At 66.8% G+C, this 23,820-nt stretch carries 19 protein-coding genes and 1 pseudogene; 16 read left to right on the top strand and 4 right to left on the bottom strand.

All coding sequences use genetic code 11. From position 1 onward, the window contains the following. The first annotated feature begins 12 nt into the window (after positions 1-12). The 8 genes and pseudogenes from mreD (at position 13) to ACH4NX_RS22060 (ending at position 8,235) form a co-directional block, all read left to right on the top strand. Positions 13-684, top strand: a complete 672-nt coding sequence (mreD, locus tag ACH4NX_RS22095; protein WP_351387877.1) for a rod shape-determining protein MreD — start codon at positions 13-15, stop codon at positions 682-684. A gap of 177 nt (positions 685-861) precedes the next feature. Beyond that, positions 862-3,183 carry a penicillin-binding protein 2 gene (gene mrdA, locus ACH4NX_RS22090; protein ID WP_351387879.1) on the top strand — a complete coding sequence of 774 codons (2,322 nt, stop codon included), beginning with the start codon at positions 862-864 and terminating at the stop codon, positions 3,181-3,183. Beyond that, positions 3,180-4,379, top strand: coding sequence for a rod shape-determining protein RodA (gene rodA / locus ACH4NX_RS22085; RefSeq protein ID WP_351387882.1), 1,200 nt, complete (start codon positions 3,180-3,182; stop codon positions 4,377-4,379). Before mrdA ends, rodA begins: the two co-directional genes overlap by 4 nt. 102 nt (positions 4,380-4,481) lie before the next feature. Beyond that, complete coding sequence (locus ACH4NX_RS22080) at positions 4,482-6,431, top strand: TIGR03960 family B12-binding radical SAM protein (RefSeq protein WP_398128659.1); 1,950 nt, start codon at positions 4,482-4,484, stop codon at positions 6,429-6,431. A gap of 22 nt (positions 6,432-6,453) precedes the next feature. Further along, positions 6,454-6,639, top strand: coding sequence for a hypothetical protein (locus ACH4NX_RS22075; RefSeq protein WP_398128660.1), 186 nt, complete (start codon positions 6,454-6,456; stop codon positions 6,637-6,639). Between the two features lie 321 nt (positions 6,640-6,960). Continuing rightward, the gene (locus tag ACH4NX_RS22070; RefSeq protein ID WP_398128661.1) at positions 6,961-7,725 is read left to right on the top strand and encodes a class I SAM-dependent methyltransferase; all 765 of its coding nucleotides are present in this window, start codon (positions 6,961-6,963) and stop codon (positions 7,723-7,725) included. A 78-nt stretch (positions 7,726-7,803) separates the two neighbouring features. After that, positions 7,804-7,884 (top strand): annotated as a pseudogene (locus ACH4NX_RS22065) (IS5/IS1182 family transposase); the annotation flags it as partial. A 225-nt stretch (positions 7,885-8,109) separates the two neighbouring features. Then, on the top strand, positions 8,110-8,235 hold the full coding sequence (locus ACH4NX_RS22060) for a hypothetical protein (RefSeq protein WP_398128662.1): 126 nt from the start codon (positions 8,110-8,112) through the stop codon (positions 8,233-8,235). A gap of 358 nt (positions 8,236-8,593) precedes the next feature. Here the strand turns inward: ACH4NX_RS22060 and ACH4NX_RS22055 are convergent, their stop codons facing one another. After that, complete coding sequence (locus ACH4NX_RS22055; protein ID WP_398128663.1) at positions 8,594-11,464, bottom strand: NACHT domain-containing protein; 2,871 nt, start codon at positions 11,462-11,464, stop codon at positions 8,594-8,596. A gap of 225 nt (positions 11,465-11,689) precedes the next feature. Between ACH4NX_RS22055 and ACH4NX_RS22050 the strand changes: the two genes are divergently transcribed. Continuing rightward, on the top strand, positions 11,690-12,604 hold the full coding sequence (locus ACH4NX_RS22050) for a phosphotransferase enzyme family protein (RefSeq protein ID WP_398128664.1): 915 nt from the start codon (positions 11,690-11,692) through the stop codon (positions 12,602-12,604). 4 nt (positions 12,605-12,608) lie between these two features. Here the strand turns inward: ACH4NX_RS22050 and ACH4NX_RS22045 are convergent, their stop codons facing one another. Then, complete coding sequence (locus ACH4NX_RS22045; RefSeq protein ID WP_398128676.1) at positions 12,609-13,985, bottom strand: sporulation protein; 1,377 nt, start codon at positions 13,983-13,985, stop codon at positions 12,609-12,611. Between the two features lie 210 nt (positions 13,986-14,195). Here ACH4NX_RS22045 and ACH4NX_RS22040 point away from each other — a divergent pair, with 210 nt between their 5' ends. Both ACH4NX_RS22040 and ACH4NX_RS22035 read left to right on the top strand, forming a co-directional pair. Next, complete coding sequence (locus tag ACH4NX_RS22040) at positions 14,196-14,762, top strand: ATP-binding protein (RefSeq protein WP_115742098.1); 567 nt, start codon at positions 14,196-14,198, stop codon at positions 14,760-14,762. A 323-nt stretch (positions 14,763-15,085) separates the two neighbouring features. Continuing rightward, positions 15,086-15,385, top strand: a complete 300-nt coding sequence (locus ACH4NX_RS22035; protein ID WP_359465805.1) for a hypothetical protein — start codon at positions 15,086-15,088, stop codon at positions 15,383-15,385. Positions 15,386-15,795: 410 nt separating this feature from the next. Here ACH4NX_RS22035 and ACH4NX_RS22030 read toward each other — a convergent pair whose 3' ends face one another. Next, positions 15,796-16,575: a GntR family transcriptional regulator gene (locus ACH4NX_RS22030; protein WP_359465803.1), complete on the bottom strand. Its 780-nt coding sequence runs from the start codon at positions 16,573-16,575 to the stop codon at positions 15,796-15,798. 165 nt (positions 16,576-16,740) lie between these two features. Between ACH4NX_RS22030 and ACH4NX_RS22025 the strand changes: the two genes are divergently transcribed. The 4 genes from ACH4NX_RS22025 to ACH4NX_RS22010 all read left to right on the top strand — a co-directional run bounded on the left by ACH4NX_RS22025 (position 16,741) and on the right by ACH4NX_RS22010 (position 20,262). Then, the gene (locus ACH4NX_RS22025) at positions 16,741-17,091 is read left to right on the top strand and encodes a hypothetical protein (protein WP_031038351.1); all 351 of its coding nucleotides are present in this window, start codon (positions 16,741-16,743) and stop codon (positions 17,089-17,091) included. Further along, positions 17,091-18,392, top strand: coding sequence for an FtsK/SpoIIIE domain-containing protein (locus ACH4NX_RS22020; protein ID WP_398128665.1), 1,302 nt, complete (start codon positions 17,091-17,093; stop codon positions 18,390-18,392). The genes ACH4NX_RS22025 and ACH4NX_RS22020 overlap by 1 nt, the downstream gene beginning before the upstream one ends. Then, positions 18,389-18,586, top strand: a complete 198-nt coding sequence (locus ACH4NX_RS22015; RefSeq protein WP_398128666.1) for a hypothetical protein — start codon at positions 18,389-18,391, stop codon at positions 18,584-18,586. Before ACH4NX_RS22020 ends, ACH4NX_RS22015 begins: the two co-directional genes overlap by 4 nt. 299 nt (positions 18,587-18,885) lie before the next feature. Beyond that, positions 18,886-20,262 (top strand): replication initiator, encoded by a 1,377-nt coding sequence (locus ACH4NX_RS22010; RefSeq protein WP_398128677.1) that lies wholly within the window; start codon positions 18,886-18,888, stop codon positions 20,260-20,262. A gap of 162 nt (positions 20,263-20,424) precedes the next feature. Here the strand turns inward: ACH4NX_RS22010 and ACH4NX_RS22005 are convergent, their stop codons facing one another. Continuing rightward, positions 20,425-21,987 (bottom strand): recombinase family protein, encoded by a 1,563-nt coding sequence (locus ACH4NX_RS22005; protein ID WP_398128678.1) that lies wholly within the window; start codon positions 21,985-21,987, stop codon positions 20,425-20,427. Between the two features lie 579 nt (positions 21,988-22,566). Between ACH4NX_RS22005 and ACH4NX_RS22000 the strand changes: the two genes are divergently transcribed. Next, the coding region (locus ACH4NX_RS22000; RefSeq protein ID WP_398128667.1) for a S1 family peptidase at positions 22,567-23,820 on the top strand (1,254 nt) is incomplete at its 3' end.

Raw genomic sequence — 23,820 nt, 5'->3', positions numbered from 1 at the left:
AGCTTTCACCCCATGCGCGTCAACCGGATCCTGCTGTCCGTCTCCCTGGTCGTCGTCGCCCTGGTCATCCAGGTGAGCGTCCTCGCCCGCCTCCACCTGCCCGGCGCCGTCCCCGACCTGCTGCTCCTCACCGTCCTCGGCCTCGCCATGGTCTACGGCCACGTCGGCGGCGCCCTCGTCGGCTTCGGCGCCGGACTGCTCGCCGACCTCGCCCCGCCCGCCGACCACGCCGCCGGGCGCTACGCCCTCGTGCTCTGCGTCGTCGGCTACCTCGCCGGCCTCGCCAAACCGGAGAACGGCCGGCTCAGGTCGGCCACCGGCCCGATGGCCGTCGTGGTCGTCGCCGCCATCGGCACCACCCTGCTGTACGCCGGCGTGGGCGCACTCGTCGGCGACACCGCCGCCCGCCATGTCGGCCTGCCCAGCCTGCTGTTCACGGCCTCCCTGTACGACCTGCTGCTCGCGCCCTTCGTCGTCCCCGGCGTCATGGCCCTGGCCAGACGCGCCGACAACGACCCGCTGGCCGAGACCAACTCCGCGGGCCAGAAGACCGACATCGCCTCCGGCTGGCTCTCCGGCGGCACCGGGCTGCGCATCGGCGGCCAGCGCAACGGACTGCGGGCCAAGGCGGCGCGGGCGCGGGTCGCCCGGGCCGGACGCATCAAGGGGGTCAAGCGGCTGTGACGACGCCCCCCTGCCGGCCGTACGGCCGCCACGACACGTACGGCCGCCACGACACGTACGGCCGCCACGACACGTACGACTGCTTCGACACGTACACACACTGAGCGGGGGAGGCAGCCGCAGTGACCAACTCCCACCCGTCGCCCACCACCACCCTCAACGGAATGGGCTGCGCCCATGAGTAACATTCCGGAGACCGGCCGCAGCACCCGCGTCCAGACCCGGCTCGTCGTCATCCAGATCCTCGTCCTCTCCCTCCTCGCCACCCTCGGTGGCCGGCTCTGGTACCTCCAGATCCGCCAGGGCGACGAGTACGCCGAGGAGGCGTCTGGCAACCACGTCCAGCAGGTCGTCCAGCCCGCACCCCGCGGCTCGATCCTGGACGCCCGCGGCGTGGCGCTCGCCGACAACGAGACCCGGCTCGTCGTCTCCGCCTCCCGCACCGACCTGCTGAAGATGAAGGACGACGGCAAGGCCGTCCTCACCAAGCTCGCCGGCGTCCTCGGCATGAAGCCCCAGGAGGTCATGGACAAGGTCCGGCTGTGCGACGCCGAGACCCCCCAGCCCTGCTGGAACGGTTCGCCCTACCAGCCGATCCCCGTCACCGACGAGGCCACCCCCAAGCAGGCCCTCCAGATCCGCGAACGCGCCGAGGACTTCCCCGGCATCACCGCCGAGCCCGAGGCCATGCGCCGCTACGCCGCCCCCGGCGGGTCCCGGACCGCCCAGGTCCTCGGCTACCTCTCGCCGGTCACCGACGAGGAGATCCAGAAGGCCGAGGACACCGACTCGCCCTTCCTGCGCTCGGACCAGGTCGGCCGCTCCGGCCTGGAACGCCAGTACGACAAGGCGCTGCGCGGCAAGGCCGGCGTCACCCGCTACGAGGTCGACAACCTCGGCCGCGTCATCGGAGAGGCCGAGTCCGACCCCGGCGTGCCCGGCTCCAACCTCGTCACCAGCATCGACGCCCGCGTCCAGCGGGTCGCCGAGTACGAGCTGAACGAGGCGATGAAGGAAGCCCGCAAGCAGTACGACGACAACACCGGCGAGAACTACAAGGCCGACGCCGGCGCGGTCGTGGTGATGGAGGCCAAGACCGGCCGCGTCGTCGCCATGGCCTCCAACCCGGCCTACGACCCCAACGCCTGGGTCGGCGGCATCTCCGCCGCCGACTACAAGAAGCTCACCGGCAAGGAGTCCAACTACCCGCTGCTCAACCGGGCCACCCAGGGCCAGGCCGCCCCCGGCTCGATCTTCAAGGTGATCTCCACGTCCGCCGCGGTGGAGGCCGGTTACGACTTCGACGGCAGCTACGAGTGCTCCAGCTCCTACTCCGTCGGCGGACAGGTCTTCAAGAACTACGAGTCCGCCAGCTACGGCGCGATCGACCTCGGCCGCGCCCTGGAACTCTCCTGCGACACCGTCTACTACCGCCTGGCCCACCAGGAGTGGAAGAAGGACGGCGGCAACAAGCCGAAGAACCCCAACGACTACTTCTACAAGGCCGCCCACGAGTTCGGCCTCGGCGAGAAGACCGGCATCGACCTCCCCAACGAGGTCTCCGGCCGCGTCCCCGACCGGGCGTGGAAGCAGGACTACTGGGAGGCCAACAAGGACGCCTGGTGCAAGTCCGGCAAGAAGGACGGCTCCTACGTCGAGAAGCTCGCGTACGAGGGCTGCCTCGAGGGCAACAGGATGCGCGCCGGTGACGCCATCAACTACTCCATCGGCCAGGGCGACACCCTCACCACCCCCATCCAGATGGCCACCATCTACGCGGCCATCTCCAACGGCGGCACCCTCTACGACCCCAGCATCGGCAAGGCGATCGTCAGCCCCGACGGCAAGGAGATCCGTCCGATCGAGCCCGAGGCGCACGGCAAGCTGCCGATAAGCAAGACCACACTGGCCAAGATGGACGGCGCCCTGGAGGGCGTCGCCACCCGCGGCACCGCCGCCTGGCGCTTCGCCCAGGTCGGCTGGCCCCAGGACGAGATCCCGATGCACGCCAAGACCGGTACGGCCGAGGTCCACGGCAAGCAGACCACCTCCTGGTTCGCCACCTACACCGACGAGTACGCGATCGTCATGACGATCTCCCAGGGCGGTACGGGCTCGGGCGCCTCCGGTCCCGCCGTCCGCAACATCTACGACGCGCTGTACGGCGTCTCGGACGACGGGGAGATCGACAGCAGGAAGGCGCTGCTGCCCAAGCCGCAGGCCAAGCTGCCGACGATCAAGACCGACGGGACCATCCCCGCGCCGAAGATGCCCAAGGACGTCGTCAAGGAACTGCTCCCGACGGAGAAGGCCGCCCCGGAGGACGAGTACGCCCCCGTCGACGGACAGGAACAGGGCGCGACCACGCCGGCCCAGAACGGCGAGAACCGCGACACCCGCCGCCACCGACGACGCGGCGCAGGCCGGCGCGGCGGCGGAACCCGCGGCGGTACGAGCCCCGGCGCGGGCAGAAGCGGAAACCGGAGGACGCGCGCATGACCGGAGCCAACAGCTTCCAGGTCTCCGGGTACGGACCCGAGAAGGCCGGCTGGACCCGGCTCTTCGCCCGGGACTCGATGGCACGGCGCCTCGACTGGCCGATACTGCTGGCCGCCGTCGCGCTCTCGCTGATGGGCTCCCTGCTCGTCTACTCCGCGACCCGCAACCGCACCGAGCTCAACCAGGGCGACCCGTACTACTTCCTGACCCGGCACCTGCTGAACACCGGCATCGGGCTCGCCCTGATGGTCGCCACCGTCTGGCTCGGCCACCGCACCCTGCGCACGGCCGTGCCGGTCCTGTACGGCTTCTCCGTGTTCCTGATCCTGCTGGTGCTCACCCCCCTCGGCTCGACCATCAACGGCGCCCACTCCTGGATCAAGCTCCCCGGCGGCTTCTCCCTGCAGCCCTCGGAGTTCGTGAAGATCACCATCATCCTCGGCATGGCGATGCTGCTGGCCGCACGCGTCGACGCGGGGGACCGGCCGAACCCGGACCACCGGACCGTGCTCCAGGCGCTGGGCCTGGCCACCGTGCCGATGCTGATCGTGATGCTCATGCCCGACCTCGGCTCGGTCATGGTCATGGTCATCATCGTGCTGGGGGTGCTGCTCGCCTCCGGAGCCTCCAACCGGTGGGTGTTCGGCCTGATCGGCGCCGGAACCGCCGGCGCGCTAGCCGTCTGGCAGCTCGGCATCCTCGACGACTACCAGATCGCCCGCTTCGCCGCCTTCGCCAACCCGGAGCTCGACCCCGCGGGCGTCGGCTACAACACCAACCAGGCGCGCATCGCGATCGGCTCCGGCGGCCTGACCGGCTCCGGCCTCTTCAACGGCTCGCAGACCACCGGGCAGTTCGTGCCGGAGCAGCAGACCGACTTCGTCTTCACGGTGGCCGGCGAGGAGCTGGGCTTCCTCGGCGCCGGCCTCATCATCGCCCTGCTCGGCGTGGTGCTCTGGCGCGCCTGCAGGATCGCCCGCGAGACCACCGACCTGTACGGGACGGTCGTCGCCGCCGGGATCGTCGCCTGGTTCGCCTTCCAGACCTTCGAGAACATCGGCATGACGCTCGGCATCATGCCGGTCACCGGTCTGCCCCTGCCCTTCGTGTCGTACGGCGGCTCCTCCATGTTCGCCGTGTGGATAGCGGTGGGCCTGCTCCAGTCGATCACGGTGCAGAGACCGTTGTCGGCGTAACCGGGACCGGCCCCCCGCGGTACGGGGACCGGCGGTACGGGGGACCGACCGCGCCGGGTTAGGCTGGATGGTCCCCCTTGTCAGCAACGAAGGTTCCGTGAGATGCCTGCCGAAGCCGCCGAGTCTGTGTCCTCCGTGTTTCCACAGCTCGAAGCTCTGCTCCCGCATGTGCAGAAGCCGATCCAGTACGTCGGCGGAGAGCTCAACTCCACGGTCAAGGACTGGGAATCCTGCGACGTCCGCTGGGCCCTGATGTACCCCGACGCCTACGAGGTCGGTCTGCCCAACCAGGGCGTCATGATCCTCTACGAGGTACTCAACGAGCAGCAGGGCGTCCTCGCCGAACGCACCTACAGCGTCTGGCCGGACCTGGAGGAGCTGATGCGGGAGCACTCCGTCCCGCAGTTCACCGTCGACGGCCACCGCCCGGTGGGCGCCTTCGACGTGTTCGGCCTCTCCTTCTCCACGGAGCTCGGCTACACCAACATGCTGACCGCCCTGGACCTGGCCGGCATCCCGCTGGAGTCCAAGGACCGCGGCATCGACGACCCGGTCGTCCTGGCCGGCGGACACGCGGCCTTCAACCCCGAGCCGATCGCCGACTTCATCGACTGCGCGGTCATCGGCGACGGCGAGCAGGCCGTCCTGGAGATCACCGCGATCATCCGCGCCTGGAAGGCCGAGGGCCGCCCCGGCGGCCGCGAGGAACTCCTCCTCCGCCTGGCGAAGACCGGCGGCGTGTACGTCCCCGGCTTCTACGACGTCGAGTACCTCCCCGACGGCCGTATCGCCCGCGTCGTCCCCAACCGCTCGGGCGTCCCGTGGCGCGTCTCCAAGCACACCGTCATGGACCTCGACGAGTGGCCCTACCCCAAGCAGCCCCTCGTCCCGCTCGCCGAGACCGTCCACGAGCGCATGTCCGTGGAGATCTTCCGAGGCTGCACCCGCGGCTGCCGCTTCTGCCAGGCCGGCATGATCACCCGCCCGGTCCGCGAGCGCTCCATCACCGGCATCGGCGACATGGTCGAGAAGGGCCTGAAGGCCACCGGCTTCGAGGAGGTCGGCCTGCTCTCCCTCTCCTCCGCCGACCACTCGGAGATCGGCGACGTCGCCAAGGGCCTCGCCGACCGGTACGAGGAGGACAAGATCGGCCTGTCCCTCCCCTCCACCCGCGTCGACGCCTTCAACATCGACCTCGCCAACGAGCTGACCCGCAACGGCCGCCGCTCCGGCCTCACCTTCGCCCCCGAGGGCGGCTCCGAGCGCATCCGCAAGGTCATCAACAAGATGGTCTCGGAAGAGGACCTGATCCGCACCGTCGCCACCGCGTACGGCAACGGCTGGCGCCAGGTGAAGCTCTACTTCATGTGCGGCCTGCCCACCGAGACCGACGACGACGTCCTCCAGATCGCCGACATGGCCACCCGCGTGATCGCCAAGGGCCGCGAGGTCTCCGGCTCCGGCGACATCCGCTGCACGGTCTCGATCGGCGGCTTCGTCCCCAAGCCCCACACCCCCTTCCAGTGGTCGCCGCAGCTCTCCGCCGAGGAGACCGACGCCCGCCTGCAGAAGCTCCGCGACAAGATCCGCGGCGACAAGAAGTACGGCCGCTCCATCGGCTTCCGCTACCACGACGGCAAGCCCGGCATCGTCGAGGGTCTCCTCTCCCGCGGCGACCGCCGCACCGGTGCCGTCATCCGCGCCGTCTACGAGGACGGCGGCCGCTTCGACGGCTGGCGCGAGCACTTCTCCTACGACCGCTGGATGGCCTGCGCCGACAAGGCCCTGGAGCCGTTCGGCGTGGACGTCGACTGGTACACCACCCGCGAGCGCGGCTACGAGGAGGTCCTCCCCTGGGACCACCTCGACTCCGGCCTCGACAAGGAGTGGCTCTGGGAGGACTGGCAGGACGCCCTCGACGAGACCGAGGTCGACGACTGCCGCTGGACACCGTGCTTCGACTGCGGCGTGTGCCCCCAGTTCGACACATGGCCACAAACGGGCCCGACGGGCAAGAAGCTGCTGCCTCTGACGGTCAAGAAGTCCGACTGACCAGCGGAAACGGGGCTGTGGGATGAGCGATCCGCTCCACCGCATCGCTGACGCTGTGGCTGACGTCACAGAGTCGGATGCGGTGGCGGTGCTGACCGCGCTCGGCTTGCAGAAGGATCGGCGGCAGTCGGCGAAGAAGGCACTGAGAACGCCACTGCCGCCGCTTGGTGCATCTTCGGACGTATCGCTGGACGTGGAGTGGGTGTGAGGCCGAAGAGGGGCCTGCGGTGCCCTGACGGCAGGATCTCGGTTTGGTGGCCCTGTCCCCAGGGCGGGGGAGACGCTACCTGAACGCGCGGTTGCCGGCCGCGGCCCTCTCATCGTGGCCCGATGGGGCGCCGGTGAAGTGGGGACCTGCGTCGGTGCGGCGCGTCGCGGTTTCCCACGAAATCCGGTGGAGCCCCAGCGGGCGGAAGTGGTTGGGTCCTGCTCAATGCTTCGCTGACACGGCGCGGCACAGTGCGAGGCGCAAGGCCCGAATCGCAGGCGCGGTCCCGCCCGCGTGCCGTCGAGTGATGGAGGTATCGCTGTGGCTGGTTATGGGGCGCTTTCCGACGTATACGAGTGGCTGCTCGGGGACGACAGATTGACCCCCGCCAAGGCAGCCGCGGTCTACTACAGCGATGTTGTGGGCTCTCTGCCGCCCAGCGCGCGCGTCCTCGACTGTGCGTGTGGAACCGGCCAGCTCGCCGTCGGTCTGGCGAGTCTTGGCCTTGACGTGGTCGCCGCAGATGCCAGCAGTGGGATGGTTCGCCGGACCGAGAAGGCCGCCGACGAGCAGGGTGTCTCGCTTCGAGCCATCCGTGCGAGCTGGGACGAATTGCCTGACCACCTGGAGGACTCCACTTTCGATCTGGTGTTCTGCGTCGGCAACTCGCTCGGGCACGCCGAGGGTGCAGCCGGGCGCCTGACCGCCCTGGAAGCGATGTGGCGGCTGCTGAATCCGGGCGGACGCCTTGTGCTCCACTCACGCAACTGGGAGCTCGTGCGCTCCGCCGGCTCGCGGGTAGACGTCCGCGATCGACTCATCCGCCGCAACGACCGCGATGCGGTCGTCAGCTACTACTGGCAGATCCCGCAGGGCTGGGAGCAGGAACACTTCCTCGAGATCGTGGTCGCCCAGATCGAGCCGGATGGGGCAGTGAGGGCCTGCTCGGAACGGTTGTCCATCTGGCCCTACCGGTACGAGGACCTCGTGGTGCAGTTGCGCAGTGTCGGGCTCACGGTGCAGTCCACCACCTTCGACCCCGAGAGCGATGGATACCTGGTGGTCGCCGGCCGCGACCAGGCGTGATGCATGTCTGAGCCGGTGCGCTGATCCGCCTTTCGTCGTTGCCGACCTGCCGGCTCGCGACCGCCTGCGCGGGTTCGTCGCGCCTTTCGGCTCCTGCGCAAGCTGCGATGTTCCACGACCCGCATCACCAGCCTCGTTCAGGCCGTCCTCACCCTGTAACTGACCTGAGGTTGGAAAGAGCTCAGTGACGACGGCAGTCCAACGGATTGGGGGTGGCGTATGCCCCCAGTTCGACACATGGCCACAAAGAGGCCCGACGGGCAAGAAGCTGCTGCCTCTGACGGTCAAGAAGTCCGACTGACCAGCGGAAACGTGAGGCCTGGGACGAGCGAGCCGCTCCACCGCATCGCTGACGCTGTGGCTGACGTCACAGAGTCGGATGCGGTGACGGTGCTGACCTCGCTCGACTTCCAGCAGGATCGGCGGCAGTCGGCGAAGGAGACACTGAGAACGCCGCTGCCGCCGCCTGGTATCCCTTCGGACGTCTCGTCGGACGTGGAGTGGGTGTGAGGATGGAGAGCGGGCTGCGGTGACCTGACCGCAAGATCACTTGGTCCGGGTGCTGTCCGCAGGCGGGGAGACTGACCGACTGAAGGTGATCACGTCCCTCACCACTCTCTGACGGGGCCAGTGAGTGGTGAGAACGCTCTAGACGGTCCCCCAGAGCCGCGGGACCCGCTGCACTCTCGTCGTCATCGGTTGATCACCTGGAAAGCTGTCAGAGGCCAGCCCCATGGGCCGCAGGCCCAGAGGTTCGGCGATGCATTGATGTGTGTAGCGGTTCACACGCGAGCCCCTCGATGCCCCTGAGGTTCAATTTGCTACGGGCTGCCAACGCCTGTTACCCGAAGGTTGGGAATTGGCGGCCTTAATGGGGTTCAGGAATGAGGGTGGTGTCACCCCGACACCATTCCGCGTACCACGCGGGCAGCTCTTTTTGCTGAGAATCGTGTCGAAGTTCATGAGACGTAAAAGGGGCCGGCTCTCCCGCTGGGCTTTTCTGTCCGACACCGTAAAGACGCGTAGCGGTAACGCGCCCGAACCAGGACTTTCCATAGGAAAAGTCAACGAGATCATGAAAGGGGTGATAGCTGGGCGCATAGATCTCGTAGAGAGCCAAGCAGGACCAGACCAGGAACTGCATAACGATTGGGTCGGCGGCCTTTTCTTGCACTTGCTCGGTCGACAGATCGAGATGTCCGGAGGCGACAGCTTCGTAGAGGTCGCTGTAGAACCTGTCAGTGTAAGGAGTGCGCTGAACAGGCCTCATGACGTCAGTGGCGAACCGCTTGACAATTTCTCCCGCGTCCTCAATGTCGTCATACCAGAGCAGCTCTTCCAGATCCCTAAGGAGGGGACCCACCACGAGCTCACCGAAAGCTTGGAAACCCAACAGCCAGCTCCGCTCTCTTCCGTCGAGAGATGAAGCAGCCCTAAGTTTATTCCTAAGAAGATAGGCCATGAGTGGGGGGTCGTAGCTGCCGCCCTCCTGCAAATTGGCAGCCAGCTGATAAGCCTCTTCGTCCCACTGTGGGTCAAACATCGTCGTCTCACTGCGCCAATAGAAGCGGGCCCATCGACGCAGCACTCGCACAGCTTCCACGTCATTCGTTCGGACCTTGCTGATCATCCTATTGCGAGGATCTCTTGATAGTTCGAATAGCCCCAGGGAGGTGCTGTAGGTATCCTCGGGTTCAGCTCTTTCCCAGTACGAGAGCAGGGCATCGAAAATCGCATCGGTAGAATGAGGGGGAAGAGGGGCCGAGTTCATGATTCTAAGACAAAGAGCGAGATACTTTGCCTCATGTTGCCGCCCGAGGCTACGAGACTTTTCCATCAGACCAGCCACGATCTCCTTGGCCCCGCCGTCGTACTTGTCATCTGCACATTGGAAGATGACGTCAGCAAGCACGGAACTGGTATCAAGTTCGTAGGCTTTTGCCACCTCTTGCGCGATCTCTCCGATGGAGCGAGAGCGCCTTACGATAGCTTCTGCGGCGAAGTACTCCATGAACGTTCGGTGAGTGAAGCCGAAGAGTCGTTGGTCAGAGCTATCGGTCCCTTGATAGGACAGGAGCCATGCCCTGTCCGCGCAGAAATCAAGGAAATCTTGAGCCCGAGATCGGGCATCATGTTCCTCTACGGAGGCCGTGTCAGTGAAGAATTGGGAGATTAGCTTTCGAAGCTGTCGTTCTTGTACACCCGCTTGTGCAGCCTGACTCTTGTAGAAGAACAGAGCCAGTTCTTGCATCAATCGAGTTCCATATTGGCGGTGGTCAACCGGTTGCTCAATGTGGCGCATGGCATCCCACCGCTGGAACAGCAGGTCTGCGCATGACTCGTAGACGGTTCGTCGGTTGCGCGGAATGTATCCTCGCGCTCGGTATAGAACGCATAGCAGAGACAGCATGAGTGGGTTTGTTCTTACGTCGGGAACGTTTTCAGTCTCCCGGAGGAATGCCTCGCGTTCCTGCTCGCTGCGTTCTGTGACAGAGAACCACTTGTGCGTGTACTCGACTACTTGAGCGTCTGAAAAATCATCGAGTTCGTACAGCGCGAATTCTTTAGGGCTGAGGCGTGCTTTGCTATACCCCACCCGCCGTGCCGTAACAAGGACAGGGATTAGTGGGTAGCGATTAGCGAACGCCTCCACAGTCCTCACGAAGTTCTGCCTTCGCGCTATGTTGATGATCTCATCGACGCCATCAAAGATGACAAAGGTCCGACCCAGGGTTGCGAGATCGTTGATCACCTCTGACTGAATATCAAGTTGAAGGCTCTCGCGCAAAGAGCGAACGATGTGATCCAGGATGAAAGCGTTGCCCTCTGTGTTGGGAACGTCTTTACACGAGATTACGATAGGTGCGTAAGTGCTCGCAGAATCGTCTGCCACGGAGAGTCGATGCACGAGGTGTTGAGTCATCGTGCTCTTGCCTACGCCGGGATTTCCAATCACAACGCATCGAGGTCTAGTGACTGGAGACGCTAGGAAATCATCATTGCGGGAGCCTTCGACGTTTTGAGCGCGCAGGCTCCTTGCTACATACAGATCGGCTCGATCAAATCGAAAGTCTTCGGCGGCGTGGCTAAGAGTGTGTGAAAGGTTGAGCTCGGAATAGCGCCGTTCTGATGCTGCCCGAATATCGGAAATTGCTTCCCTGGATTTGCGATACCGGTCGGGGTTTCCAAGGATATCCACTACATCGCGGAAAGCGATATTAGGGGGCCGCAGCGTTCCGGAAAGTTGCGGCGCGGAACCTACGTAGGCAGTAACCCGCTCCACCTCTGCTCCGCTGAGCAGCGAGGTGAGTTCATGCAGTGGGAAAAATTCCTCCGTGTACGCGACTAGCAACTGCCAAATGTTATCAGCGAGGTTTGCCCAGTTGTACCCATGCTCTTCGCAAAACTCTTCCGCCTGAATGGAGAAGGATTCCATATAGTCATGAGACAGTTCCGATAGGAACTTTTCATCCTTCATTCCAATTCGGGCGATGAACATGAATTGGCAGAGTGTCACGGACTCAGGTCGCATGACGAATTCGCTGATTTGGGCGACCTGGTCCTGAGTTAGTACTGTGAGTGCTTCTCCTGCGGTGCCCTTTAGGATCAGACCACCGCGTTCGTCAGTCTCCTCATCCCAATCAGGTCGCTCGGGAGTCGCCCCCGTAACTGGTGCTGAGCTTCGCGTCATCACGGCTGCGGCGACTCTTCCGAATGCGCCAATCACAGCAGGTTCCACAGGCCCTCCGTCCCTGGTCGGAACCTCACATCTTGCCAGTTACTCTCCAGTCGTAGCAGGTCTTGCTGAGAACTGGCCTCCCAAGCCTCTCCGATACTGCGACAGAGTCTCGTTGTGTCGGGAGCTTGTTGGGTACGGTCTCTACCGTGTCCGGTGCACACCGGGGTTGGTCGCCCGTGGGCGTGCGCTGGTTGATCGCGCGCGACTAGGGGAGCGGGTACGGGCATGGCGGTTGACGCTGCTCGATCGGATGAGGGGTTCACCTCGGCGACGGCTACGCGGGTGATGGTCGCCGCGTGCCGGGCTGCTGGGCTCGACGGCAACGGAGCGGAGTTGATCCGGCTCGGAGAGAACGCGTTGTTCCGGCTGGTTTCCGTGCCGGTGATTGTGCGTGTTGCCAGGGGACGCGAGTGGCTGTCCACCGCGCGTAAGGAGGTGGCTGTTTCCCGGTGGCTGGTAGGGGAGGGGTTCTCCGCGGCGCGCATCGTGGAGGATCTTGAACAACCCTTGTTGATCGATGGCTATCCGGTGACCTTCTGGCACCAGATCGTCGAGGGTGGTCGCAAGCCTGACTACGGGGAACTGGGTGCGGTGTTGCGTGACCTCCACACGCTCACGATCCCAGCTGGTCTTGAGCTGCCTCGGTTCCAGCCGTTCGACAAGCAGGAACTCCGGATCGACCGCGCGCAGATTCCGGAGGATGACCGGTCGTTCCTGCGGAAGCGGTGGCGTGAGCTTCAAGATCGCTACGCGGAGCTGCGGTTCGAGACGGCCAAAGGACCGGTGCACGGAGATGCCCATGTGCAGAACCTCATGGTGGACGACCGTGGGCAGGTGATCCTGATCGACTTCGAGGCGTTCTGCTACGACCATCCCGAGTGGGATTTGATGGTCACGGCCGTTGAGCATCACAGCCTGGGGTGGCAGAGCGACGAGCAGTACGCCGACTTCGTGAGTGCGTATGGGCGGGACCTGTACGACTGGCCCGGTTACGAGACGCTGCGCGGTCTTCAAGAGTTCGGCATGACGACGTGGCTCATGCAGAACATCCGGGAGGACGAGAGGACGGCTGCGGAGTACCGCCGGCGCATTGCGGCGCTTCGTGATGATGCTGCTCCGCGGGACTGGCGTCCCTGGTAGAGGGCTAATCGTCGTCGTCCAGGCGGGCCAGTGCATCGCGTACTTGGTCGTTGAAGGCGGCCACCACGGGGTTGCCCCCGTGTCCGCTGACCTCGGCCTGGAAGTCTGTGACGTAGCGCTGGAAGCGGTTTGACTGGAGGCTGTCGCCGCCGTCCACGGCCAGGCTGGCTGTCTGGACGGCGGCTTCGAGGTCGCCGTTAAGTAGCTGGCTCTGGGCGAGCACCATGCGGCAGAACCCGAGCGTGCGGGCGTACTTCGGGTCGGTGCTGTCTACGGCTCGTTGTGCCTGCTCGACGGCTTCGCGGCGCATCTTGAGGTCGCGGAAGCAATGGCAGAGTTCGCCCATGAGTTCCGCTGAGTCGAAGTAGCCCAGCCAAGCCGGGTCTTCTCCGGTGTCTGCGCGCTCGAAGTGGCGTTCCGCTTCGTTCATGGCGCGTCCGGCGGCGATTCGGTCGCCTGCGTTCGACAGGGCGCGCGCTTCCATGGCGGCGTAGTTCGCCATGGCACGTGGGGTGGCTCTCCCCTTGGCTCCCTCGACGGCGGCTCGGGCCAGTTGGATGGCCTGGGTGTGGTGGCCGAGGTAGTTGGCCTGGTGGCTGAGGTTGCCGAGGATGCGGGCGCCGAACATGCGGTCGTCGATGACCTGGGACAGGCGCAATGTGGAAGTCAGGTAGCGGTGGGCGAGCCGGTGGTTGCCGGTGTCGTACGCGGTCCAGGCGAGGAGCTGGGATACCTCGGCGGCTGCGCCGTAGAGCGCGGTGCCAACCTTCTGGCTGTAGCTCGCGCTGAGCAGGGGAAGGACTTCGTGCCGGAAATAGTGGCGTAAGGCGCGGTGGCCGTGGCCGCCTCCGTACTTGAAGTCGAGCTGCATGAACATGTCCGCTGCGTCTCGGATTGCCCGGACGTCGCGCATGCCGATTCGCTGGTGTGCCGGCCTGTCGGCCTGGATGCCGTCGGGCCTACTGATCAGCCACGACAGGACGGTGGAACTCAGGTCTGTGTCGGCGACGATCAGACCTCCGTCGTCCGGTGTGTCTTCGGCGCGTTCCTGGGCCAGGCCGTCAAGCATGGACAGCGCGTCGGGGACAGTGCTCGGGTAACCGACAGAGTCCGGGGTGGGTCGCCTTGCGTGATCGAAGAATCCGAGATCGCCGGGCGTGACGCGACGGTTCAGCTTGGCACTGAGGACATCGGCCATGATCGCTGCCGTCTGAGGCTGGATGCCTGCGCCGTCGCGCCAACGCTGGACGGCGACGTGAGTGGTTCCCAGGGGCACGCCGCGTTGGGTTGCGGCGTCCTTCATTCGTTTCGCAAGCCCTTTGTTCGAGACCTGCGCTTCGTTCATGACGGCGATCAGTTGCGCGTTCGGCTCTCGGCTCATGCTCCCCTGCCAACCCGAGAAATGACGGCGAGTGTTCATCGTGTCACAACGTGAGGGATTGGGGGGTTCATTGGTGAACCCCCGCAGGCTTTGCCGGTGTTCATCTGAACCCCCCGGTGGACACTCCCGGTCAGACGCCCGTCGCCGTGTACTGGCTTCCGCGTAGCAGGTGGTCCGGGAAGGGGCCGTCGAAGCTGACAAGGGGACGTCATGGACGCGAGGAAAACGCGGCAGCGCGAGCACGTGGGTGCGGAGATCGAGGCGTTCGCCCATTGGTTCGCGAAGCCTGATCTCTCCGCAGGGCACTTCTTGACGGTGACCCTCTTTGCGGAGGCAGCCGACTCGGCTCGCGTGGCGCGAGACATGACGGCCGTGTTCCTGCGGGGCGCAGGTGCGGATGCCATGGTGGACGACGCTCGGTTGATCGTCTCGGAGCTGGTCGGCAACGTGGTGAATCACGTGGTGCCGGAACCTGCTCTGGCTCAGCCTGGCGGGTCCCGTCGTATGGACGTGAGCTTCAAGCTGTGGCCGAAGTGGCTCTTCATCGGGGTCACGGATGAGGACTCGACGCCGCCGCTCCTCCCTGTGGGAGATGTCTTCTCGCCTGGGCTGATGGGTGAGCTGTCAGAGGCAGTGCTGCCCGACAACGGTCGAGGTCTGCTGATCGTTCAGCGGCTGGCGTCCGCTGTCTGGTGGACGCCGGGAGAGGGCGGTGGCAAGACGGTGTGGTGCCGCATGGATGTGGCCCCAGGAGCAGAGGCCGGCTCGCCTCGTTGATCTCCGGGCCGTTGCCTTCCGAACACTCCTTCGCGATCAGGAGCGGAGCGACGGCCCGGACACCGGCCGGAGTCTGACCTCTCCGGCCCACGGGGCGCGGTCCCTTGCGAACTGTCTACCGGGTTCCCCACCCGGCCAAGGGGCCGCGCTTCACAACCTCATACCGAGACCGGACCACCCCCGCGCCTGGCAGCAACCGGGGTGGTCCGGGAGGGGACACAGCGTTCCCCGGTGCCCGATGGTACCGGGGTCGCTGTGCTGTCTACACGCCCCGGGCCACGAAGAGTTGACGATCCGTCGGTTAAGCGGATGGGAGTGGCCAAGTGACTGGCGCGGGTGAGGATTGGCTTCGTGACGGCCTCGACGACATCGCGGACGCGGAGTCGGGTCTGTGGGTGCGTGGGGTCGATTACGTCGGGGGCTGGCGGTCGGCGCGTGAGTCTGCGGATCGGCTGAATCGTGCGCTCTTGGGCGCGGGCTTCGAGTTGTCCGCGGTGCGGGCCGTGGCGTCGGCGGACGAGACGGGGCACGGTGTGGTGCGCCTGGCGGGCTGGCCGGAGACGGCGGACCGGCTCGCCGTGCTCCTGGAGGCGCTGGCTGACCGTGACGGCGGTGCGCGGTGATGGGCGCCGTGGCGGGTGAGCGGTGCGGGTGGGCACGTCGTCGGGTGGAGAGACTTTGGGCGGGAGCTGCCATGGGGCGAGTGAACAGGGGGCCTTACGCTCGCCCGGCGAATCGGGCAGGCACGGGTCCTGCCCGCGTTTGTGCCCGATGGGCCCCCTGTTCTTCGAGGCTCGCCCCATGGTGGCTGCCTAAAGTCTCGGAGCCCGGCGACCCCCAGCCGACCACGCCTCAGCCTCCGGCGGGCGGGTGTCGCCTCGACTCCTCGGGCGGGCTGCGGTGTGGGGCGTCGGGCGACCGGCCGGGACCGGCGGTCACGCCGCATGCCCGGTCGGGGCGGCCGGGCGCCCCGGCGCGCCGCAGGCGCGCCCTTGAGGAAGTGAAGGTAGTTTCGACCGATCGTCGTTGCTGGTCAGGTCTGGCGGCGTCGGGTGGGCTGTTTGTCGGCGGTGATTCGGTAGGCGGTTTCGGCGCGGTCGGCTCCGATGCGGAGTTCTTCGAGGATCAGCGGGCGGTCGTCGGTGCCGTGCGTGATGCGGGACAGGTGCAGGATCGGCGTCGCGTCCGGGAGCTGGAGCGTGGCGCGCTCGTCCGGCACCGGCATGCGGGCGCGCACGGTCTCCGACCACCACAGCTTGTGCCCGGCCTTGGCCAAGACGGCGTAGACGGCTGTCGGCTGCTGGCCAGGCTCCTCGGCGAGTGCCGGCACACTCTCGGCGATCTCGAAGGGGATCAGCGTCCGGTGCATCGCCCGGGTGCCCGTGGCGGCGTTGGTCAGGAGGCGGTCACAGCCGAACAGCTCCTCTTCCTCGCCCAGACCGAGGAGTCGCCCGGTCGCCTTCGTCGTGCGGGTGCGGTGCACGCTCGGTTCCTCGGCCTCGTCCCAGACGTCGCCGCCGGGCATGACGAATGTCCCGCCGGGGGCGTGCTGGATGCGGCGGTCAAGGGCGAGTGTGGGGTGTCCGTCGGCGCGTACGAAGCTGCCCTTGCCGTGCCGGACGTCGATCAGCCCTTCTGCCCGCAGGGCTGCGATGGCGTTGCGGACGGTGGGGCGGGAGACCTGGTAGCGGGTCATGAGCTGGGCTTCGGACGGCAGCAGGGACTCGGGGGCGAACTCGCCCGACAGGATCGCTTCCCGGATGGCGGCTGCGACCTGTTGGTAGAGGGCTCCGGGGCGCTGGATCTCCGTCATCTCGGTATCTCCGGTCTGGTGTCGTAGGCACGTCGCACGCGCGACATCACTCGTCAGCATAAGTAGTTGCGCTCTCGCCGTACAGAACTCCATAGTCATAACTCGTAAGGACAAGGGACGTCCGAATGTGTCGGGCGTCCTCGACGGCCAGGGAGGCCACAGAACATGCAGTCCATTCCCGTGGACACGACGCGGCTCGGCGTACTGCGCTGCGCCATCGCGCCGGAAGCAAAGCTCAGCAACCCCGAGACACAGGAGGTGAAGAAGGACCGGGACGGCAACCCGGTCTACACCGTCGCCGTGACCGTGCGGCAGGACCGGCGGCGGATCTCCGTCATCGAGATCGCCGTGAGCGGTGAACCCAAGGGCATCCAAGAGGGCCAGATCGTCAAGGTCACCGGCCTGACCGCGTTCGCCTGGGCGATGGGCGACCGTCACGGCATCAGCTTCCGCGCCGACGCCATCACCCCCATCTCCGGTACGGCGACGGCGCACGGCAAGGGCGGTGACGCCTGATGGGACCCCTCCTCCTCGCCTTCACCCTCGCTGTGGTCGCCTGGCTGCTGGTCGTCGGTGACCTGGTACGGCGGCACCGTCCGGCCTGGCACTGGTACCTCACCGGATACCCGGCGGCGGCCTGGCGGGTGGTGTTCACCTGGCACCGGGTCGCCCTGCTCAACGACCTCGCCGTATCCCGGCTCCCGGCCCGCACGTTGGTCGGGCATCTGCTGGTCAAGGGCGACCCGGTGCGGCCGGTGGCTCCGCGGATCTCGTTCCCGCGCGCCACCCGCATGGGGCTGAGCGTGGTGGTGCGGTTGCACGCGGGCCAGACCCCGGCGACGTACATGCAGGCGGCTGACGCCCTGGTCCACGCGTGGAAGGTCCACGCCGTCCGGGTGACCTCGCCGGAACGCGGCCTCGTGCTGCTGACCGCCACCGCCACAGACCCACTGGAACGCCCCGGCTTAGCCAGCGCACCGGCCGAACTGCTCTCCGCCCTCATCGGCGCGCTGGAGACAGGCGGGGCGTGGGTGATGAACCTGCGCTTGGTCCCGCACTGGCTCATCGCCGGGGCCACCCGCTCCGGCAAGTCCACCCTGCTCGCCCGGCTCATCACCCAACTCGCACCCCAACCCATCGCCCTTGTCGGCATCGACTGCAAAGGCGGCATGGAACTCGGCCTCTTCACCCAACGGCTCAGTGCACTCGCCACATGCAGGCGCGAAGCCGTCGCCGTACTGACCGCCCTCGTCGTCGACATGCAGGACCGCATGAACGCCTGCCGCACCGCTGGAGTTCGCTCGATCTGGGAGCTGCCGGACAAGCTCCGTCCGGTGCCGGTCGTGGTCCTGGTCGACGAGATCGCGGAACTGTACCTGTCCGACGGCACTCGCCAGAGCAAGGCGGAAGCAGAGCAGTGCTCCACGCTCCTGCTGCGGCTGGCGCAGCTCGGCGCCGCGCTCGGCCTGCACGTGGTCGTGGCCGGCCAACGTGTCGGCTCCGACCTTGGCCCCGGCGTCACCGCCCTGCGCGCCCAGCTCGGCGGCCGGATCTGTCACCGCGTCAACGACCCTGGCACGGCAGAAATGACCCTCGGCGACCTCAACAAGGACGCCGTAACCGTGGCGCAAGCCATCACGGCCCAGGAACGCGGCGTGGCTGTCTGCACTGGACCTGACGGCGGCTGGGCGCGTGCCCGCTCCCACCTCACCCCGACCGATGAGGCCGTGGCCACGGCCCGGAAGCACTCCGGCATGACCCCCGAACTCCCGGCCATAGAGCGCGCCCTGGCGGCGCTGGAAGGAGACGGCAAGTGATCAGGGAAGGTACGGCGTTCACGTTCGCGGTGGTCTTCGGGATCATCACCGTCCTCCTCGTCCGCTCCCGCGACGTACGCGGCTGGGAAGCGGTCTGCGTCGGCCTCTTCGGCCTCTACCTCGGACAGACCCCCGTCCTGTTCACCATCCATGGCCTCGTCACCTGGGTCATCAGCGGCTTCTCCCACACCTGAGAGACAAGGACCCCATCGCATGACCATGCGCCGCGTGAGGTGCCCCCACTGCAAGGGCGACGGAGCCCGCAAAACCTGGACCGGACGACTGCGCCGCTGCCGCGTCTGCCGGGGCACCGGCACCATCCGCTAACCCCACCACCCCGACCGACCCGACCAGGAGTAATCCCCATGAACGACAACGCGCCACCACCCACCATCCCGGCCGCTGCGGCGGCCCACCCCGGAAGGTCACCCCCATCACCCCGCACCCCACCACCCCGGCTGACCGGCGCGCCGCCCTCGACCACGCGGCGCGCCTGCGTCACCTCCCCGAAGCAGACCGAGACGCCCTCCGTATCGCCCAAGACCCCGACTTCCCCCGCTGGCTGCAACAGATCACCGCCACCGGCGGCTGCGCCCACCCCGTCCACCTCTCCGGCCACACCACCACCCTGGACAACGCGACCGGCGAGATCCTCCACCACTACGACACCCGCAACGAACCCGGCGAACGCCTCCTAGTCCGCTGCCGCAACCGCCGCGCCACCGTCTGTCCCGCCTGCTCCCGCCTTCACGCGGGAGACACCTTCCACCTGGTCCGCACGGGACTGACCGGGGGCAAGAACGTGCCCGCCACTGTGCGCACGCGGCCTCGCCTCTTCGTCACCCTCACCGCCCCGTCCTTCGGACTGGTACACCGCGTGGGCACAACGTGCCGCCCCCGCCGTGGCGGCGGTGCCTGCGAGCACGGCCGTCCCCTCGGCTGCCACACCGTCCACGCCCCGGCTGACCCGCTGGTCGGCCAACCTGTCTGCCCGGACTGCTACGACTACACCGGCCACGTCCTCTGGCACGCGCACGCTGCCAAGCTGTGGGACCGGTTCGTCATCGACGTCCGCCGCCGCCTCGCCTCCTCGGCCGGCATCGTGCAGTCGCGCTTCGCCCGGCACGCCCGGTTGTCCTTCGCTCGTATCGCCGAGTACCAGAAGCGAGCGGCAGTCCACGTGCACGCTGTGATCCGCCTCGACGGCCCGGACGGCCCCACCGACGAACCCCCGCCCTGGGGCACCCCGGACCAACTCACCCGCGCCGTGCACGCGTCCGCCCAGCGGGTGACCGTCCACACTCCCTACAGCCCAGCCGTAGGCGAACTGGAACTGAGCTGGGGCATACAGACCGACGTCCGTGCCCTGCACGCCGACGGTGACGGCCCCGACGACGACGCCGTGGCCGCGTACGTCGCGAAGTACGTCACCAAAGGCACCAACGAGACCGGCGCCGGCACCGACCATAAGGTCACCACCAGGGACGACATCGACGCGGCCCCCGTCAGCCGACACGTCCGCGCCCTCATGCACACCTGTTGGCGACTCGGCGGCCTCCCCGAATACGCACCGCTGCGCCTACGTACCTGGACCCACACCCTCGGCTACCGGGGCCACATCCTCACGAAATCCCGCGTCTACTCCACCACCTACGCCGCACTACGTGCCGAACGTGCCCACCACGTCGGCCACACCGACATCCCCGACGCGATCAGAGACGCGCACTGGCGCTATATCGGCTCCGGCCACACACCGGGCGCCGCTCTCATCGCTGCCGGAGTCGCTGAAGACCTCGCGGAGTCTCGGCGGCTCAGTGCAGAAGCCAGCCAACAGGGGGGTGGGGTCGATGACTCCGCTGCCCAAGCCTGAGCCTGCGAACGACGAAGCGATGCCTCTGATCGACAGCGAGATTGTGATTGTGGGTGAGGACGGTGCGGAAGAACCGTTTGACCCTGCCGCATGGTTCGAGTAACCGACGAAGCCGCCTCCCTCAGATGACGGGAAGGCGGCTTCGTTCGTGCGCGGGCTGGATTAGAAGGCTTGCGCGAAGTCGTCCTCTCGGATCACGAGTCGCTCGCGTACGTCCTTCGGGATCAGTAGGCGGAGGTGCACCTTCGGGGCTCGGACCTTCGGCACCTTCGTGCGGGTCACCTCGCAGCGAATCCCGACCCGGTACAGGTCCGCGGACATGGCCTCCATGCCGCCTTCCTGCCAGTGCTCACGGAACGTCTTGCCGCCGTGGACGTTGACCCATCGATCCTTTGCTGTCTCGGGGTCGATCGCTTCGAGCTCACTGATGAGCTTGTCCAACGTCGTCTCCGCCTGCTCCTTCGTGAACCGCGTCTTGGTGTACCGGCCCCCGGGTTCGAGATCCTTCATGTACAGCGCGATGGTCTCATGAAGGCGCTTGATCTCCTTGCGGGCCTCGGCGCCCTCTGCGTACTGGCGGACCTGCACGGGGAAGTCTCCGAGGACCTTGAGCACGTCCTGCACCAGGCGCTCGTAGACCCGCTCGGGGTTGGGCGCTCCCAGCCCGCCGCTCTTGCAGTTGCGGCACCGCAGGTACTGGTACGTCCCGTGCGTGTTGTTCGTGATCTGCACGGTCATGTTCGTCTTGCAGTCGGCGCACAGCAGGACTCCGAGGAACTGGGTCGCTCCTCCGACACGACGCGGCGGCTGGCTCTTCCTGCGCTTGTCGAGGGCAGCGCCGAGGGTCTCGAACTCCTCCTCAGTAAAGAGGGGCGGGGCGACTTTGATCGGCCTACCGTCCTTGCCGAGGAGCGGCTTCGATCGTCGCTGGCCGCCGTTCTTGTCCTCTTCTACCCGGTAGCCGAGGAGCGCAGGGTTGCGCAGGCGGCGGTGAAGCGTTGCCACGGTGAGCCCTTGGGTCATCAGGCCGGACCGCTTCAGGCAGCGGACCATGAAACCGGCGGAGCGCCCCCGCAACGCCATGCGACGGGCCCAGCGCAGCGCCTTGGCCGCCTCGGGGTCGATGACGAGAACGACCTTCCCCGTGTCGTCCTCGTCCGTGACGTATCCGTACGCCGGCTTCCCGATGATCCAGTCTTCCTGCGACTTCGCGTAGTCCCACAGGCTCGCGACGCGCGTCGAGGTGTTGGCCGCCTCGATCTCGGCAATGCCGCCGATGATCGTGACCATGATCTTTCCGGCGGTCGTCGTAAGGTCAAGGCTGTCGTTCTTCGAGACCAGGTTCTTCCCGCGCTTCAGGCTCCACTCGATCATCGTCGAGAGATCGGAGAGGCGCCGTACGAAGCGGTCGAGCTTCCAGAACAGGAGCTCGTCGAACTCGGGGGACCGGTTGTTCAGCCACTCCCCGAGCTCCTTCCGCTTCCACGGCGGGACCTTCGTCGCCGACACGTTCAGGTCGGAGGCGACACCGACGACTCGGCTCCCGCGCTCCCTTGCCAGGATGCGGAGATCGAGCTCCTGCCGTACCGGCGACGTCGTGTCGTCCGTCAGTACGGACAGGCGGATGGATAAGAGCGCCCGGGGCGCGTCCTGGGGGAGTAGGGCCTCAGCCCGTTTGAGCTCCTCCAACAGGGCAAGGTCGGCTTCGGTCCACTCGGCTTCCACGCTGTAGGCCGCTCGGTCTGCTGCGAGCCGCCGCTGTCCTCGTTTCCTCATGTCAGACAGCGTGGCGCAGTTCGCGCGCAGTTTTAGGCGCTTTTCCATATGCCCGGCGATGCAGACCGAGATCCAGGTCGGCCCCACCGGCCAGAAGCTGCTGCCTCTGACGGTCAAGAACAACGCTCCGACCGGCTGAAACGGGGGAGCGGCGGATGACAGAGCCACTGCGGCGCATCGCTGAGGCTGTGGCGGACGCCGCAGAGGAGGAGGTGGCCGCGGGCTCGGGTCGGTGAAGGTACGGTCGGCGGCCCGGTACGCAGCCGTGTGTCACAAGTCACGTTCAGTGTGTGACGTACGGTCAGTTTGCCTGAGATCAGCCGGTGGACGAGATCATGTGCATGATCTTGAATGTCCGGAGTTGCGGTGTCGCGTGCGTGTCTTCCGGCGACCGGGGGCCCTCGGCGGGCCGCATCCTTCGGTCCAGTTCCGCTCGAACCGATCCCTAGGACGGCGATGAAGGCACGCGGCACCCGCTCGAACCCAGCACACCCGAAGAGATCCAGACGGCACGCCGCCGGAGCCGCCGTGGTCAGGGCCGCTGCCCTGCTCGGTGCGGCGCCGTTGCTGCTCGTGACCGCCTCGCCGGGACAGGCGGTGGTCGGCGATCCCGTCGAAGGCACCGCCTACGGATTCACCGCCCGGCTGCTCGTCGGCGACTACGAGCGAGGCTGCTCCGGTGCGTTGATATCACCCGAGTGGGTACTCACGGCGGCCAGTTGCTTCGTCGAGGACCCGGTCGCCGATCTCACGGTGCCGGCCGGCGCACCCAAGCTCAGGACCGTCGTGACCGTCGGCGGCGACCAGACCCGGACCGTGGCGGAACTGCGCCCGCACGACGAGCGCGATCTCGTCCTGGCCCGCCTCGCCCAGCCCGTGCGCGGCGTGACCCCGGTGGCCGTCGCCGCCGCGGTGCCCGCCGCCGGGCAGGAACTCACCGTGGCCGGGCACGGCCGTACGGCCGAGGAATGGGCGCCGCTCGACCAGCACACCGGGACGTTCGCCGTCGACGCGGTCACCGGCGGCGACCTCACTCTCAGTGGGCAGGACGGTGCCTCGGTCTGCCAGGGCGACGCCGGAGGCCCGGCCGTCCGCACCGTCGACGGCAAGCCGGCGCTCGTCGCGATCAGCAGCCGCTCCAACCAGGCGGGCTGCTTCGGCAACGATGCCCCGGCGGGCACTCCCAGCAGCGCGATCAGCACCCGTGTCGACGACGTCCGGGACTGGATCACGGCCAACGCCCGGTCCACTCCCGGCTCCGACTTCAACGGTGACGGCCGGAGCGACGTAGGCGTGTTCTACGACAACGGCGCCCTCGCGGGTGGCGGGTTCCGGTCGTCGCTGTGGTCGCTCACCAGCACGGGGTCCGGGATCGCCGAGCCGCAGCTGAAGTGGGACAGCCCGGACTTCGGAAGCTGGAACGCGAGCCGCTCGAAGACGTTCTCCGGTGACTTCAATGGTGACGGCCGCAGCGATGTCGGTGTGCTGTACGACAACGGTGCGCGGGCGGACGGTACCGGCAGCCGCACGGCGCTGTGGACGTTCACGAGCACCGGGTCCGGCTTCGGCAAGCCGGTCAAGGTCTGGGACAGCGCGGACGGCGGCAGCTGGAGCTGGAGCCATTCCAAGGTGGTCGCCGGTGACTTCGACGGTGACGGCCGCGACGACGTCGGTGTGCTGTACGACTACGGTGCGCGGGCGGACGGTACCGGCAGCCGCACGGCGCTGTGGACGTTCACGAGCACCGGGTCCGGCTTCGGCAAGCCGGTCAAGGTCTGGGAC

The organism is Streptomyces sp. NPDC017225, assembly GCF_044331465.1.
In the GTDB taxonomy this organism is placed as follows: domain Bacteria; phylum Actinomycetota; class Actinomycetes; order Streptomycetales; family Streptomycetaceae; genus Streptomyces.
This window is presented reverse-complemented; position numbering and strand designations above follow the sequence as displayed.